The sequence below is a fragment of the Microbacterium sp. NPDC055683 genome, from assembly GCF_053617895.1.
The window spans coordinates 16,053-30,222 of record NZ_JBSHGQ010000044.1 but is presented as its reverse complement, the minus strand read 5'-3'; the positions used below and the strand labels follow the sequence as shown (position 1 = coordinate 30,222).

The 14,170-nt window shown below is 73.0% G+C and carries 12 protein-coding genes; 8 read left to right on the top strand and 4 right to left on the bottom strand.

Annotated features, from left to right (window positions below; translation table 11 throughout):
* The coding region (locus ACWGPF_RS14835; protein WP_452333524.1) for a hypothetical protein at window positions 1-613 on the top strand (613 nt) is incomplete at its 5' end.
* 30 nt (window positions 614-643) lie between these two features.
* Window positions 644-1,642 (top strand): magnesium and cobalt transport protein CorA, encoded by a 999-nt coding sequence (locus tag ACWGPF_RS14830; protein ID WP_452333523.1) that lies wholly within the window; start codon window positions 644-646, stop codon window positions 1,640-1,642.
* 168 nt (window positions 1,643-1,810) lie between these two features.
* Here ACWGPF_RS14830 and ACWGPF_RS14825 read toward each other — a convergent pair whose 3' ends face one another.
* Window positions 1,811-2,455: an IMPACT family protein gene (locus ACWGPF_RS14825; RefSeq protein WP_452333522.1), complete on the bottom strand. Its 645-nt coding sequence runs from the start codon at window positions 2,453-2,455 to the stop codon at window positions 1,811-1,813.
* Window positions 2,456-2,494: 39 nt separating this feature from the next.
* Between ACWGPF_RS14825 and ACWGPF_RS14820 the strand changes: the two genes are divergently transcribed.
* The 4 genes from ACWGPF_RS14820 (at window position 2,495) to ACWGPF_RS14805 (ending at window position 7,010) form a co-directional block, all read left to right on the top strand.
* Entirely contained in the window at window positions 2,495-3,661 is a 1,167-nt protein-coding gene (locus tag ACWGPF_RS14820) for an MFS transporter (protein ID WP_452333521.1), read from the top strand.
* 170 nt (window positions 3,662-3,831) lie between these two features.
* Window positions 3,832-5,253: a DUF6421 family protein gene (locus ACWGPF_RS14815; protein ID WP_452333525.1), complete on the top strand. Its 1,422-nt coding sequence runs from the start codon at window positions 3,832-3,834 to the stop codon at window positions 5,251-5,253.
* Window positions 5,246-5,884 (top strand): SDR family NAD(P)-dependent oxidoreductase, encoded by a 639-nt coding sequence (locus ACWGPF_RS14810; protein WP_452333520.1) that lies wholly within the window; start codon window positions 5,246-5,248, stop codon window positions 5,882-5,884. The genes ACWGPF_RS14815 and ACWGPF_RS14810 overlap by 8 nt, the downstream gene beginning before the upstream one ends.
* A gap of 58 nt (window positions 5,885-5,942) precedes the next feature.
* Window positions 5,943-7,010: a threonine aldolase family protein gene (locus ACWGPF_RS14805; protein ID WP_452333519.1), complete on the top strand. Its 1,068-nt coding sequence runs from the start codon at window positions 5,943-5,945 to the stop codon at window positions 7,008-7,010.
* Window positions 7,011-7,643: 633 nt separating this feature from the next.
* Here ACWGPF_RS14805 and ACWGPF_RS14800 read toward each other — a convergent pair.
* Window positions 7,644-8,072 carry a MarR family winged helix-turn-helix transcriptional regulator gene (locus tag ACWGPF_RS14800; RefSeq protein ID WP_452333518.1) on the bottom strand — a complete coding sequence of 143 codons (429 nt, stop codon included), beginning with the start codon at window positions 8,070-8,072 and terminating at the stop codon, window positions 7,644-7,646.
* Window positions 8,073-8,122: 50 nt separating this feature from the next.
* Here ACWGPF_RS14800 and ACWGPF_RS14795 point away from each other — a divergent pair, with 50 nt between their 5' ends.
* Window positions 8,123-10,627 (top strand): DEAD/DEAH box helicase, encoded by a 2,505-nt coding sequence (locus tag ACWGPF_RS14795; RefSeq protein WP_452333517.1) that lies wholly within the window; start codon window positions 8,123-8,125, stop codon window positions 10,625-10,627.
* Window positions 10,628-10,643: 16 nt separating this feature from the next.
* Here the strand turns inward: ACWGPF_RS14795 and ACWGPF_RS14790 are convergent, their stop codons facing one another.
* Window positions 10,644-12,242 (bottom strand): ATPase, encoded by a 1,599-nt coding sequence (locus tag ACWGPF_RS14790; protein ID WP_452333516.1) that lies wholly within the window; start codon window positions 12,240-12,242, stop codon window positions 10,644-10,646.
* 141 nt (window positions 12,243-12,383) lie between these two features.
* Window positions 12,384-12,830 carry a MarR family transcriptional regulator gene (locus tag ACWGPF_RS14785; protein WP_452333515.1) on the bottom strand — a complete coding sequence of 149 codons (447 nt, stop codon included), beginning with the start codon at window positions 12,828-12,830 and terminating at the stop codon, window positions 12,384-12,386.
* Between the two features lie 60 nt (window positions 12,831-12,890).
* On the opposite strand from ACWGPF_RS14785, the gene ACWGPF_RS14780 reads away from it, so the two are divergent.
* Window positions 12,891-14,108, top strand: coding sequence for a multidrug effflux MFS transporter (locus tag ACWGPF_RS14780; protein ID WP_452333514.1), 1,218 nt, complete (start codon window positions 12,891-12,893; stop codon window positions 14,106-14,108).
* Window positions 14,109-14,170: the final 62 nt, after the last annotated feature.

Here is a 14,170-nt window from a genome sequence, read left to right as displayed (position 1 = left end):
GCCCGGCACGCCTCCTCCGTTCCGGAAGGCCCCCATGAGCCCCCTCCCTCGTGTGCTCCCCCTCCGCGACCAGCCGGGTCAGCGGCTCCTCTCCGGCATCGGCGCGGTGCGCGACGTGCAGGTCGAGACGGCGCCTGGCGAGCGCCTGCTCTGGATGCTGCAGATCGTCGAGCTCCGCAGCGCCGAGGGGGCGGCGTCGGCCCCGGCAGGGACCCGGCAGCTCGTGGCCGGGCTGTCGGGACCCCAGCTGTCGATCCGCAAGCCGCAGGGGCTCGTCCCGCTGCGGCGTGATCGCGCGAGCGAGCTGGAGACGTCCGCCGTGCTCATGAAGCGGCCGTCGTCACGGCCGTCGGGCGCGAGCCGGATGCTCCTGCTCAGCTACGACGCGGCGGAGGCCGCGCCGTCGCTCGCGTTCCACGGCCTGGACGGCGAGCACGCGTTCGCGGGCGGGACCCGCGTGCTCATCGCCCTGGAGGGCGAGTTGAGCGTCGACGGGCAGGGGGTCCCGCCGCTGTCGGCGGCTGTGCTGGACCCGGAGCATCCGGTCGCCGTGCGGGCGCACGGCGCGCGGTTCATCGCCGTGAGGGTGACGCAGCCCGTCGGGGTGCGCTGACCGGGGCGTGGGCGGGCGCACAATGGACGCGTGCCCATCATCGACAACGCCGTGTACGTCGACGGCCGGCGGATCGCCGATCCGGCGAGTCTCGACCTCACGTTCGAGTACCTCCGCGAGAAGCAGGGGATGGGCTGGATCGGGCTGCTGCGCCCGAGCGCGCAGGAGCTCGAGACCGTGTCGAGCGAGTTCGGTCTGCACGCGCTCGCGATCGAGGACGCGCAGACCGGCCATCAGCGCGCGAAGCTGGAACGCTACGGCGAGACCCTGTTCGTCGTGCTGAGGCCGGCCTGGTACGTCGACGAGACCGAGACCGTCGAGTTCGGCGAACTGCACGTCTTCGTGGGCCGCGACTTCGTCGTCACGGTGCGTCACGGGGAGGCGCCGGACCTGTCTCGCGTGCGGCGGCGGATGGAGGCCGATCCCGAGCTGCTCGCGCGAGGTCCCGAGGCGGTGCTGTACGCCATCCTCGACGAGGTCGTCGACCAGTACGTGCCGGTCGTCCGCGGCGTCGAGAACGACATCGACGAGATCGAGAGCGCCCTGTTCGCCGACACCGGCACGCCGCTCTCGCGTCGCATCTACGAGCTCTCGAGCGAGGTGCTGTCGTTCCAGCGCGGAACCCAGCCGCTCTCGGGCATGCTCGACGCGCTCCTTCGCGGCGGGGAGAAGTACGGGGTCGACGTCGAACTGCAGCGCCTGCTGCGCGACGTGCTCGACCACGTGCTGCAGCTCGGCGACCGGGTGGCGGGGTTCCGGACCGTGCTCGACAACGCCCTCACGGTGAACGCGACGATCGTCACCCAGCGTCAGACCGAGACGTCGCTCCAGCAGAACGAGCAGGTGAAGAAGATCTCGGGATGGGCGGCCATCCTGTTCGGGCCGACGCTCGTGGGCGCGATCTACGGGATGAACTTCGACTACATGCCCGAGCTCCACTGGGTGTGGGGCTACCCCGCGGCCATCGCGCTGATGGCGGCGACGAGCGTCGGCCTGTGGGGCGTGTTCAAGTGGAAGAAGTGGATGTAGCGGACTTCTCGCTCGCCGCCTCCTCCACCACCGCCGCTGTCGTCGCCCCAGCCGCCGTCGGCGGACCCCCGGTCGCCCGCGTCGGATGCCCAGGCGAGATGAACGAGCTCGCCCGGCACGGCGCCCGTGCGCTTCGGCCGCTCACCGCGGCGATGCGCCCGGCGCGGGTCAGCGGAGATCGACCACCTGCTCCACGCCGAACACGGGCGCGAGCGCACCGGACGACGCGGCGGCGAGGTCGTCGACGAGGCGCGCACGGGCATCCTCGGGCACCCACAGCTCGAACGCGGCGCTCGCGCCGTAGACGGGATCGCCGAGCGTCGCGCCATGGTGCGACGCCCAGTCGCGGAGCAGGTTGTCGATGCGCCCGGCGTCGCCGTGCGGCACGTCGACGACGGCCTGCACGAGCGGCATCCTCCGCACGAGCAGCGCGCGGTCGAGAGCCTCCGACACCGCGGAGGAATACGCGCGCACGAGCCCGCCCGCCCCGAGCTTGACCCCGCCGAAGTACCGCGTCACGACGGCCACGAGGTCGGTCAGCTCGCGTCGCCGCAGCACCTCGAGCATCGGCACGCCGGCCGTGCCCGACGGCTCGCCGTCGTCGGAGGAGCGCGCCTGGTCGCCGAGCACCCCCGTCACCATGGCGGTGCAGTTGTGCCGTGCGTCCCACGCGCGACGGCGGACGGCGGCGATCACCGCATCGGCCTCCTCGACGGACCCGGCCGGAGCGAGCTGCGCGATGAACCGCGACTTCCGGATGACGAGCTCGTGCTCGACGGGCGCCGCGATCGTCGAGGGATAGCGCCGGGCCATCCGTCGATCGTACCGACGCGATCATGATGGGATCGGAGGATGACCGAACGCACCCGGCGCACGGCGATCCTCGCCGCCCTCGTCTTCCTCGTGGCCATGTGCCTGCGCCCCGCGCTGACCTCGTTCGGACCCGTCCTCCCGCTCGTCGGGGCCGACCTCGGCCTGGGCGAGTCGGCCCTCGGCCTCGTCGGAGCGCTCCCGCTCCTCGCCTTCGCCGCCGTCTCGCCCCTCGTGCACCGCGTCTCGACGCGCCACGGGGAGGAGCGGACCATCCTCGTCGCCCTCGTCGTGCTCACGGCGGCCATCGCGCTGCGCTCCTACGGTGCGGAGCCCGGCCTGTGGATCGGCACGTTCGCGATCGGCATCTCGATCGGGGTGGGCAATGTGCTCGTCCCCGTGCTCGTGAAGCGCGACTACGCCGCCCACGTCTCGCGCGCGACGGGCCTCTACACCGCGTTCCTCGCCTTCGCGGCGGGTGTCGCCTCCGCCACGTCCGCGCCGCTCGCCGCGGCCGTCGACTGGCGGCTCGCACTCCTCGCGCCCGGCCTGCTCTCGCTCGTCGCCGCGATCGCCTGGACGTGGCGGGTGCGGCGCCCCGCCCCCGTCGTGCCGGCGGCGCCCGGCGCGACCCCCCACGCGGGCGGGAGCGTCTGGACCTGGCCGACCGCGTGGCTCGTGACGGCGTTCATGGGCCTGCAGTCGACCGCGTTCTACGTGCTCGTCACGTGGCTCCCCACGATCGAGACGGCGCGAGGCACGTCGGCGAGCGCGGCCGGGGTCCACCTCTCCGTCATGGTGTGGGTCGGCATCCTCGGGAGCCTCGCCGTCCCGCGCTTCCTCCGACCCGGTCGCGACCACCGGGTGGGGATGGCCGTGGCCGCCGTCCCGATGATCGTCGCGGCGGCCGGCCTGCTCGCGGTGCCCGGCCTCGCCCTCCTGTGGGCCGCCGTGGCGGGCTTCGGGCAGGGCGCCTCGCTCACGGCCGCGCTCACGATGGTGAGCACGAAGGCGCGTTCGCACGCCGAGGCGGCGCGGCTCTCCGGCATGGCGCAGACCGTCGGCTACTTGCTCGCGGCCGCGGGGCCCGTCGCGGCCGGCGCCCTCGCAGAGGCGACGGGCGAATGGGCGTGGACGCTCGTGCTGCTCGTCGTGCTCGGCGTCGCGCAGCTCGCGTCCGGCCTGCTCGCGGCGCGCCGGATTGCGTAGGCCGGCCGCGTTCCGTCTGCGCAGAACGCACGGTCCATCCCCGTCCGATCGCGGAAGATCGCGCAGGATGGCCATGTCGCCGCAGGGCGCGGACGCCTAGCCTGGGAGGCACCGACATCCGTCGCCGCGTCGTCGCGGCCCGAGCCTCGAGAACGGAGGTTCCCATGTCCATGAGCCAGATCCAGGTGACGAAGGCCATCATCGGCGAGCCCGAGGTCGTCGAGGACGGACGGGCACCCGGCATCGAGCGCTCCGACGGATGGCGTCGCCTGAAGGAGGCGGCGACCGCGCTGCAGGGCATGCAGGCGCCCGACGGCGCCATCCTCGAGGCGGCCCTGCACGCCGCGGCGCGCGTCGAGACGGAGCGCCTACGCGATGCCGTCCGCGAGCTGGCGCCGCGGTTCCCGCACGACGCCGCCTATCTCGCCGCCGTCGACGCCGACCTGGCGCGCTGGCAGGCGGAGGGGTTCGGAGTACCCGACTTCCACGACGCGCTCGTCGCCTTCCACCCCGAGCGGCACCGCGTCGACGGGCTGCGCCACCTCGTCGTCTTCCCGATGTACACGCAGAACGGGTCGCCCGATCGCCGCATCGAGGCGCTCGTCGTCGAGGTGATCTGGCCCGAGTTCATCGCACGGCTCGAGGCGGGCGACTACGGCAACCGGCTGTTCGTGAGCCTGCGACTCGTCGACTTCACGGCCGGCTACGACACGAACTCGGCGGTCCTCTTCCCGGAGACGGTCTCGGTGCGCGAGGTGCCGGAGTTCACGTGGGGCGCGATCTTCCAGGACAGGGAGGCAGCCCGCTACCGCCGCGTCGTGCGCGCCGCGGCCGGGATCACGAAGCTCGACCTGCCCGACGACGCCCGCCGCATGCTGGAGGACCAGTCGCTCACGGAGAAGTCCTTCGTCATGTGGGACATCATCCACGACCGGACGCACATGCGCGGCGACCTGCCGTTCGATCCGTTCATGATCAAGCAGCGCATGCCGTACTTCCTCTACTCCCTCGAAGAGCTGCGCTGCGACCTCACGGCGTTCCGCGAGTCGGTGGCCATCCAGCGCCGTCTCTCGGCGGCCGACGACCTCGACGACGTCGAACGCGAGACGCTCGAGCACGCCGTGCTCGTGCAGTACGCGGTCATCTTCGACCGCATCTTCCGTTTCGCCATCACGGGCAGCCGCGTGCGCAACTACGACGGGCTCGGCGGCCAGCTGCTGTTCGCGTGGCTGCATCAGCGCGGCGCGCTGCACTGGACGGACACATCGCTCGCGTTCGACTGGGACGCCGTGCCGGAGGCCGTGGTCGCGCTCGGCGACGCCATCGACGAACTGTACTGGCGCTCGATCGACCGGCCGAAGGCGGCGCATTGGCTCGCGGCGTACGACCTCGTGCGATCGGTGCTGACCCCGCATCCCGCATCGGCGTGGGCGCGGGGCCTCCCCGACACCGTGCTCGCGGGGCCCGTGCGGGGGTACACCGACGCCGTGCTCGACGACGAGTTCCCGCTGTCGATGTTCTACGAGGCGCTCGAGAAGAAGATGCGCTCGGTCATCGCGCAGACGTCGGGCATCCGCGGATCCGATGACTGACCTCGGCCTCGCCGGCCGCGCCGTGCTCCTCTCCGGGGGCACGAGCGCGGCCGGCCGGGCCGTCGCACGACGGCTCGCGGATGGCGGCGCGCGCGTCGTCGTCGCCGGTCGCGATCCCGTGAAGCTCGCGGCGCTCGGACGCGAGGGCGTCGCGACGATCGAGGCCGATCTCGCGGACGAGGACGAGGTGGCAGCGCTCGCCGCGGCCCTGGGCCCCGTCGACGGCGTGCTGCATCTCGTCGGCGGATGGCGCGGCGGCGGGGGCATTCTCGGCCAGACCGAGGCCGACTACCGCGCCCTGGAGGGGTCGTTCACGGCCCTCCGCCTCGTGACCCGCGCCCTCTGGCCATCCCTCGTCGCCTCCCCGTGCGCGCGGGTCGCGATGGTGTCGTCCACCGCCGTCGCGCGGCCGCTCGCGGGCGGCGCGAACTACGCCGCGGTCAAAGCGGCGAGCGAGGCGTGGATGCGCGCGCTCGCCCACGGCTTCGCGAAGGAGGCGCCGGCCGCCGCGGCGACGATCTTCCGCGTGACGGCGCTCGCGGGCCTCGAGGAGCGCCTCGCCGAAGAGTACGCGGCGCTCTGGCAGGCCCCGGCCGACGCCGTCGACGACCGCGTGATCGACCTGTCCTGACGCGCGGCCATCCGCCCCGCCATCCGCCGCGCGCGACCCCCTTGAATAGGCTGGAGAAGTGAACCCTCTGCACGACGCGCATCTGCGCGGCTTCGCATCCGACAACTACGCAGGCATCCACCCGGAGGTGCTCGCGGCGCTCGCCGCCGCCAACGCCGGGCACCAGGTCGCCTACGGGGAGGACGTCTACACGGCGCGCCTGCACGAGGTGCTCGCGGAGCGCTTCGGGGGCCCCGTCGAGGCGTTCCCCGTCTTCAACGGCACGGGCGCCAACGTCACCGCGCTGCAGTCGATGCTGCCGCGCTGGGGCGCCGTCATCGCCGCCGCGACGGCGCACATCAACGTCGACGAGCAGGGCGCCCCCGAGCGCATCGGCGGCATGAAGCTGCTCACCGTGCCGACCGACGACGGCAAGCTCACCCCCGAGCTCATCGACCGCGAGGCGTGGGGATGGGGCGACGAGCACCGCGCGCAGCCCCTCGTCGTCTCGATCACGCAGACGACGGAGCTCGGCACGCTGTACACGCCGGACGAGATCCGCGCGATCGCCGACCACGCGCACGGCCTCGGCATGCGCGTCCACCTCGACGGCGCCCGCATCTCGAACGCGGCCGCCGCGCTCGACCTGCCGCTCGGCGCGTTCACGCGCGACGCGGGGGTCGACGTCGTCTCGCTCGGCGGCACGAAGAACGGCGCGATGCTCGCCGAGGCGATCGTCGTGCTCGACCCCGCGGCGGCGACGGGACTCACCTACCTGCGCAAGCTCAACATGCAGCTCGCGTCGAAGATGCGGTTCGTCTCGGCGCAGCTCCTCGCGCTCTTCGACGGCGACCTGTACCTGCGCAACGCCCGGCATGCCAACGCCATGGCGCAGCGGCTGCGGGCGGGCGTCGAGACCGGGCTCGCCGACGGCTCGATCCGCGGGGTGTCGTTCACGCGCGAGACGCAGGCGAACGGCGTGTTCGCCATCCTGCCGGAGGGGGTCGCCGACCGCCTCCGCGAGAGCTTCCGCTTCTACGACTGGGACGAGTCGACGGGCGAGGTGCGCTGGATGTGCAGCTTCGACACGACCGAGGACGACATCGACGCCTTCATCGCCGCGATCGCGCACGAGACGAGCCCCTGAGCGGCCCGGCGGCCCGGCGCCCGTCGGCCCGGCGGCCCGGCTAGTGGCGGCCGCGGTCGGCGGCATGCTCTCGCGCTCGGGTCGCACTTCGCGGCCCGAGGGTGCCGTTAGAGGACGGGAACTGCGACCTGGGCGAGGGGATGTCGCGCTCGGGTCGCACTTCGCGGCCCGAGGGTGCCGTTAGCGGACGGGAACTGCGACCTGGGCGAGGGGGTGACCCGCTCGGGTCGCACTTTCCGGCCTCAGGGTGCCGGTAGCGGACGGGAACTGCGACCTGGGCGAGGGGGTGACCCGCTCGGGTGGCACTTCGCGGCCCGAGGGCGCCGTTAGAGGACGGGAACTGCGACCTGGGCGAGGGGGTGACCCGCTCGGGTTGCACTTCGCGGCCCGAGGGCGCCGTTAGCGGACGGGAACTGCGACCTGGGCGAGGGGATGTCGCGCTCGGGTGGCACTTCGCGGCCCGAGGGTGCCGTTAGGGGACGGGAACTGCGACCTGGGCGAGGGGGTGACCCGCTCGGGTCGCACTTTCCGGCCTCAGGGTGCCGGTAGCGGACGGGAACTGCGACCTGGGCGAGGGGGGAGCGACGCGGTGCTGACGTACCTGCCCGGGATGCATCTTCTCGGGAAGCCGCATCAGCCCTGCAGGGACTCGAGCACCTCGGTCGCCGACGCGAGCGTCGTCTCATCGAGGCCGGCGAGGCGCTCGCCCAGCACGTGCACGAGCACGCCGCTGCCGTCGTCGAGCACGCGCCGGCCATCCGCCGTCATCCGCAGCAGCGACGAGCGGCGATCCGAGGGGTTCGGGGCGCGCACGACGAGCCCGTCGCGTTCGAGGCGGTCGACGAGCTTGCTCGCGGCGCCGACCGTGATGCCGATGCCGTCCGCCACGTCCTGCACGCGGGCGTCGTCGCCGTGTCCCGCGATGACGCCGAGCGCCGACACGGTGCCGAGACCGGCCGACGTGCCCGCCGTCACGGCGGCGTCGGCGTCGCCCCACAGGCTGACCTCCGCGCCCACGAGCGCGTCGAAGAAGCGGAGCAGGACGGCAGGACTCGCGGGCACGATCCTCATCGTAGAGCGGCGCCCTCCGCCGATGAGGCAGACTCGAGGGGATGGCCTCCTCCCTCCTCGACAGCGTCCGCGCGGCCGGCTCCGACGCCGACGCCCTCTACACCGCCTTCGTGGAGTGGGCCGAGGGCCGCGGGCTCGCGCTGTACCCCGCCCAGGACGAGGCCGTCATCGAGCTCGTCTCTGGCGCCAACGTCGTGCTCGCGACGCCGACGGGAACGGGCAAATCGCTCGTCGCGATCGCCGCGCACGCCGTCGCCCTCGCCGGCGCCGGCCGCACGTACTACACGGCGCCGATCAAGGCGCTCGTGAGCGAGAAGTTCTTCGCCCTCGTCGACATCTTCGGCGCCGAGAACGTCGGGATGGTCACGGGCGACTCCTCGGTCAACGCCGACGCCCCCATCGTGTGCTGCACGGCCGAGATCCTCGCGAACCTCGCGCTGCGGCACGGAGCAGACGCCGACGTCGACCAGGTCGTCATGGACGAGTTCCACTACTACGGCGACGCCGACCGGGGATGGGCATGGCAGGTGCCGCTCCTCCTGCTCCCGCGCGCGCAGTTCCTCCTCATGTCGGCGACCCTCGGCGACACCGCCGACATCCGCGCCGACCTCAGCCGCCGCACGGGGCGGTCCACGGCGCTCGTCGCGGGCGCCGAGCGGCCCGTGCCGCTGCACCACACCTACTCCGACCACGCCGCGCACGAAACGGTCGAGAAGCTCCTCGAGGAGCGGGAGACCCCCGTCTACATCGTGCACTTCTCGCAGGCGGCCGCCATGGAGCGTGCGCAGGCGCTCGCGAGCGTCAAGGTCACCACGCGCGAGCAGCGCGACGAGATCGCCGAGGCCATCGGCGGGTTCCGGTTCACGACCGCGTTCGGCAAGACCCTCTCGCGGCTCGTGCGCTCGGGCATCGGCGTGCACCATGCGGGCATGCTGCCGCGGTACCGCCGTCTCGTCGAGACGCTCGCGCAGCGCGGGCTCCTCCGCGTCATCTGCGGGACGGACACCCTCGGCGTCGGCATCAACGTGCCCATCCGCACCGTCATGATCACGGCGCTGTCGAAGTACGACGGCACGCGGATGCGCCGCCTATCGGCGCGCGAGTTCCATCAGATCGCGGGTCGCGCGGGCCGCGCCGGCTACGACCCCTACGGCAACGTCATCGTGCTCGCGCCCGAGCACGAGATCGAGAACGCGCAGGCGCTGCGGAAGGCGGGCGACGACCCCGTCAAGCGCAAGCGCGTGCAGCGGAAGAAGGCACCGGCCGGCTACGTGTCGTGGAGCGCGCAGACGTTCGAGAAGCTCGTCGACGCGGAGCCGGAGCCCCTGCAGCCGCAGCTGCAGATCACGAGCGCCATGCTCATCAACGTCATCGGCCGTGGCGGAGACGTCTTCGCGAACGTCCGTTCCCTCGTGTTCGACAATCACGAGCCCCGGCACCGCCGCTACGAGCTGGCGCGCCGGGCGCTCGCCATCTTCCGGACGCTGCGTGAGGCGGGCATCGTCGAGGTCGCGCCGGACGGGGCCATCCGCCTCGTCGTCGACCTGCAGCCGAACTTCGCCCTCAACCAGCCGCTGTCGCCCTTCGCGCTCGCGGCGATCGAGCTGCTCGACCCCGCCGACGGCGCAGACGGCGTGGGCACGGGGTCGTACGCCCTCGACGTCGTGAGCGTCATCGAGTCGACGCTCGACGATCCGCGCGCCATCCTCGCGCAGCAGGAGTACAAGGCGCGCGGCGAGGCGGTGGCGGCCATGAAGCGCGAGGGGATGGAGTACGAGGAGCGCATGGAGGCGCTCGAGGAGGTCACCTACGCCAAGCCGCTCGCTGATCTGCTGCGCCAGTCGTTCGAGGTGTTCGCGTCGAGCCAGCCGTGGGTGCGCGACTTCGAGCTGCGTCCCAAGTCGGTCGTGCGCGACATGTTCGAGCAGGCCATGTCGTTCGCGGAGTTCGTGAACTGGTACCAGCTGGGGCGCAGCGAGGGGCTCGTGCTGCGCTACCTCAGCGACGCGTACCGCGCCATCCGCCAGACCGTGCCCGCCGAGGCGCGCACGGACGAGCTGCGCGACATCATCGAGTGGCTCGGCGAGCTGGTCAGGCAGGTCGACTCGAGCCTCGTCGACGAATGGGAGGCGCTCGCCTCGGGGGCGGACGGCGACGACGCCACGTCGGTCGTGCCGCCCGCTCCGCCGTCCGTCACCGTGAACCGCCGCGCGTTCACGGTGCTCGTCCGCAACGAGCTGTTCCGGCGCGTGCAGCTCGCGGCGCTCGAGAAAGACGAGGACCTCGCCGCACTCGACCCCGACGTCGACTGGCCCGGCGCACTCGACCGGTACTACGCGGAGCACGAGTCCATCGGCGTCTCCGGAGCCTCCCGGTCGCCGGCCTACTGCCGCATCGAAGAGGACGGCGCGCTCTGGCGCGTCGAGCAGACGATCGACGACCCGGAGGGCGACCACGACTGGCGCATCCGCGCCGAGGTGGACCTGGAGGCCTCCGCCGAGGCCGGCTCCGCGGTCGTCCGCGTGACGGAGGTCGTGCGGCTATAGGCCGGACCGGCGCGGCTCAGCCTCCGGCGGGACCGAGCCCGCGCGCGATCGCCGCACCGGCGGCGAGCCACGCGCGCTGCGTGGCCGGCTTGAGCGCGCCGTAGTGGAGGAGGCCGCCGATCATGGCCGGGTCGTACGGCACGCTCACGACATCGCGCGCGAGGGAGCGGTAGCCGTCGACGACCTTTCGGTGCTCGGTCGTCGAGGCGTGGGGGTCGGCCTGGCTGACGACGGCGACGGCGTTCTGCGCGAGCCGTGCCGAACGGGCGTCGCGCGAGGCCAGAGCCTCCAGGAGCAGGGCACCCGCCTCGGCGTGCTCGGCGCGCGACGTCGTCGTGACGACGATCTGGTCGGAGTGGTCGATCATGCGCAGCCACATCGGGTCGGACTCGTCGTTGCCGGAGTCCATCACGATGAGGCGGTAGTACTTCGAGGCGACAGCGTGGATGCGGTCGACGTCGTCGGAGTGGATGCGCTGCTGCTCGGCGAGCACCATCGGCTTCGACCGCAGCACGTCGAACCGGTCGCGCGTCTGGTGGTGTACGAAGCGCGCGAGATCAGCGGCCTGCGCGTCGGCCGACAGCAGGCGGTCGGTCTCGGGGAGCAGCTCGTGCAGGGTCGCCTCGTGCGGCCCCTGCTCGGTGCGCCAGCCGAGCGTCCCGCGCGTCTGGTTGTTGTCCCAGGCGAGCACGCCCGCGCCGCCGAAGCGCGCGAAGACCGCGGCCGTGAGGATCGTCGTCGGCGTCTTGCCCGCGCCGCCCTTGCCGTTCACGACGGCGATCGTGCGCGGCCCGAACCAGTGCTGCGCGACGGCCGTCTGATCGGCCCGCTCGGCGCGCTCGGCCGATCCGGGCGGGACGCGCATGCCGGTGCGGACGAGCGCACCGCGCCATCCGCGTGTGGCGAGCTCCTCGGCGTCCTGCTCGGCGGCGAGGAAGGAGCGGCGCTCCTCGGGGCCGGAGGGCTCGGGAGGTGCGGCGGGGGCGGTCCGCGACGGGTCCGCCGCCCGGGCCGGCGCCGGGTTCGCGCTGCGCGCGGAAGCGGGCGCGACCGGCGCGGCGGACACCGGCGCTGGCGCGACCGGCGCTGCCGGCGCGGGCGCGGGCAGCGCTTCCGGCGCCGGAGCGGACACCGGTGCCGGACCGGACGCGGGGGCGGCGAGCGGCACGGAGGAGATGGGGGATGGCGAGGCCGGGGATGCCGCGGCCGGGGCCGGCACGGAGGACGGAGGGACGGCCGTGGGCCGGGTCGACGGCGTCTCCTCGGCGGATGTCTCCGAGCGAGCGGGCGCGGGGCGGATGACGGTGTCGGCCGACACCTCGTCGTCCTCGTCCGCTCCGGCGGGGGCCTGCGGCGGCGCGGAGCCCTCGTCCGAGTCCACGCGGCCGTCGGGATGCACGAGCAGCGGCCAGTCGCCATCGGGCTCGTGCACCACGACCTGCACGGGGCCGCCGAGCAGTGCCGCGATCTCGGCGGTGCGGCGCACGATCTCGCGCCTCGCGTCCTCGATGAGCGACGTCGGGATCTCCTGGGGAGTCTCGTCGACGGTGAGCTCGGCCGAGCCGTCGGGGCGGATGACGGCGGAGAGTCCCGCGCGCGTGGAGTCGTGGGGCATGTCCTCAGCCTACAGACGTCGACCAGTCGTCGTACGGGGGCAGTTCTGCCCTGTCCAGGTCGCACTTCCCGGCCCCAGATGCCCAATCTGGGGGCGGGAAGTGCGACCTGGACGAGAAGGGATGAGGCGGGACGGCGGGAGTCAGGTGCGCCCGGTGCGGGCGTCGGCGGCGGCATCGGCGAGGTCGCCCAGGGAATGCGACAGCGCCGCCGCGTCGAGGGCCATCCCCTGCGCGGGGGCGAGCGTGCGCGCCCAGACCTCGCGCAGCCGCGCGAGGTTCTCATCGGCGAGCGGTGTCGCGCGCACGACGACGCCGCGGCGATCACCCGTCGGATGGTCGCGTGTCACCAGTCCCGCGCGCTCGAGCTGGCGCAGCGCCTCGCTCACGTTGGGGCGCTTGATCCCGAGCCGTTCGCCGATCTCGCTCGGCGAGGCCCCGTCGCGGTGGTGCACGTAGCGCAGGACCATCCGCGCGGTCGCCGTGAGCGCGACGACGTCGGCCTCCTCGGTCATCCGCAGCTCGATCTCGCGCGCGAGCGTGAGGACCGCGTCGGCGAGCGTGGCGAGATCGGCGTCGTGCGGGGGCATGAGCCGATCCTATGCGCGCATCCGCTATGATTATGCATACATAACCAATTCGAGGAGATCATGAGCACGGGAACCATCGCCCAGCCATCCGCCGTCCGCGTGCGCAGCGGGGAGGCGATCGGCGCCGCGCTGCTGCTCGTGCTCGCCCTGCTGTCGGCCGTGGCGCCGTTCGCGACGGACCTCTACCTGCCGGCCTTCCCGCAGATGGCGGTCGACCTCGCCGCGGACGCCACCGGCATCCAGCTGACCCTGACGGGCTTCCTCGTCGGCGTCGCCGCGGGCCAGCTCGTCTTCGGGCCGCTGTCCGACCGGTTCGGGCGCCGCGGGCCCCTGCTCGTCGGAGCCGTCGCGCTCGTCGTCTCGAGCGCCGTGGCGGTGCTCGCTCCCACGCTCCCCGTGCTCATCGCCGCGCGCGTCGTGCAGGGCCTCGCCGGGGCGGCGGGGATGGTCCTGGGCCGCGCCATCATCGCCGACCTCGCGGAGGGCGCGGCGGCGGCGCGCGCCTTCAGCCTCATGATGATCGTCGGCGGGGTCGCGCCCGTCGTCGCGCCGCTCGTGGGCGGCTTCCTCTCCGAGCCGCTCGGATGGCGCGGTGTGCTCGGTGTCGTGCTCGGCATCTCCGTGCTCATGCTCATCGCCGTCGTGCTCGTCGTGCGCGAGACGCATCCGCATGCCGCGCGGGCCCACGGTGGAACGCGGCAGGCCGCGGGGCTCCGATCGCGGGCGTTCCTCGGCCACGCGCTCGCGTTCGCCTTCGCGTTCAGCGTCATGATGGCGTACATCTCGGCCTCGCCGTTCCTCTACCAGACGATGATGGGCCTCGACGAGGTGCAGTACGGCCTCCTGTTCGGCCTCAACGCGCTCGCGCTCATGGCGACGAGCGCCCTCTCCGCGAAGCTCGTCGACCGCGTGCCCGCTCGTCGGCTGCTCGCGTGGGGGCTCGGCGGATCGCTCGCGGGATCGGCGGCCTTCCTCGTCGTCGCGGTCACGGGTGCGCCGCTCTGGCTGCTCGCGGCATCCGTCTTCGTCGCGGTCGCCTCGCTCGGCCTCGTCCTCGGCAACGCCACGGCGCTCGCGCAGGCCGCCGCACCGGGGGCCGCAGGGTCTGCGTCGGCCGTCATCGGCGCGCTGCAGTTCGGTCTGGCGGCGGTCGTCTCGCCCCTCGTGAGCATCGGAGGCGAGGCGACGGCCGTGCCCTGCGGGATCGTCATGCTCGTCTCCGCCCTCATCGCGGTGGCCGCGTGGGCTTTCGCGGATGGCAAGAAGCGGGTTTCTTAACCCGCTTCCGGCTCGCAAGATCGACCTCGTCCGGTCATAACCTGGTCTCGCCACGAGCAGCG

Coding starts and splice junctions, on each gene's coding strand:
- ACWGPF_RS14825 (WP_452333522.1), bottom strand. CDS start 2,455: ATGGCCCGGCGCTATCCCTCGACGATCGCGGCGCCCGTCGAGCACGAG.
- ACWGPF_RS14820 (WP_452333521.1), top strand. CDS start 2,495: ATGACCGAACGCACCCGGCGCACGGCGATCCTCGCCGCCCTCGTCTTC.
- ACWGPF_RS14815 (WP_452333525.1), top strand. CDS start 3,832: ATGAGCCAGATCCAGGTGACGAAGGCCATCATCGGCGAGCCCGAGGTC.
- ACWGPF_RS14810 (WP_452333520.1), top strand. CDS start 5,246: ATGACTGACCTCGGCCTCGCCGGCCGCGCCGTGCTCCTCTCCGGGGGC.
- ACWGPF_RS14795 (WP_452333517.1), top strand. CDS start 8,123: ATGGCCTCCTCCCTCCTCGACAGCGTCCGCGCGGCCGGCTCCGACGCC.
- ACWGPF_RS14790 (WP_452333516.1), bottom strand. CDS start 12,242: ATGCCCCACGACTCCACGCGCGCGGGACTCTCCGCCGTCATCCGCCCC.
- ACWGPF_RS14785 (WP_452333515.1), bottom strand. CDS start 12,830: ATGCCCCCGCACGACGCCGATCTCGCCACGCTCGCCGACGCGGTCCTC.
- ACWGPF_RS14780 (WP_452333514.1), top strand. CDS start 12,891: ATGAGCACGGGAACCATCGCCCAGCCATCCGCCGTCCGCGTGCGCAGC.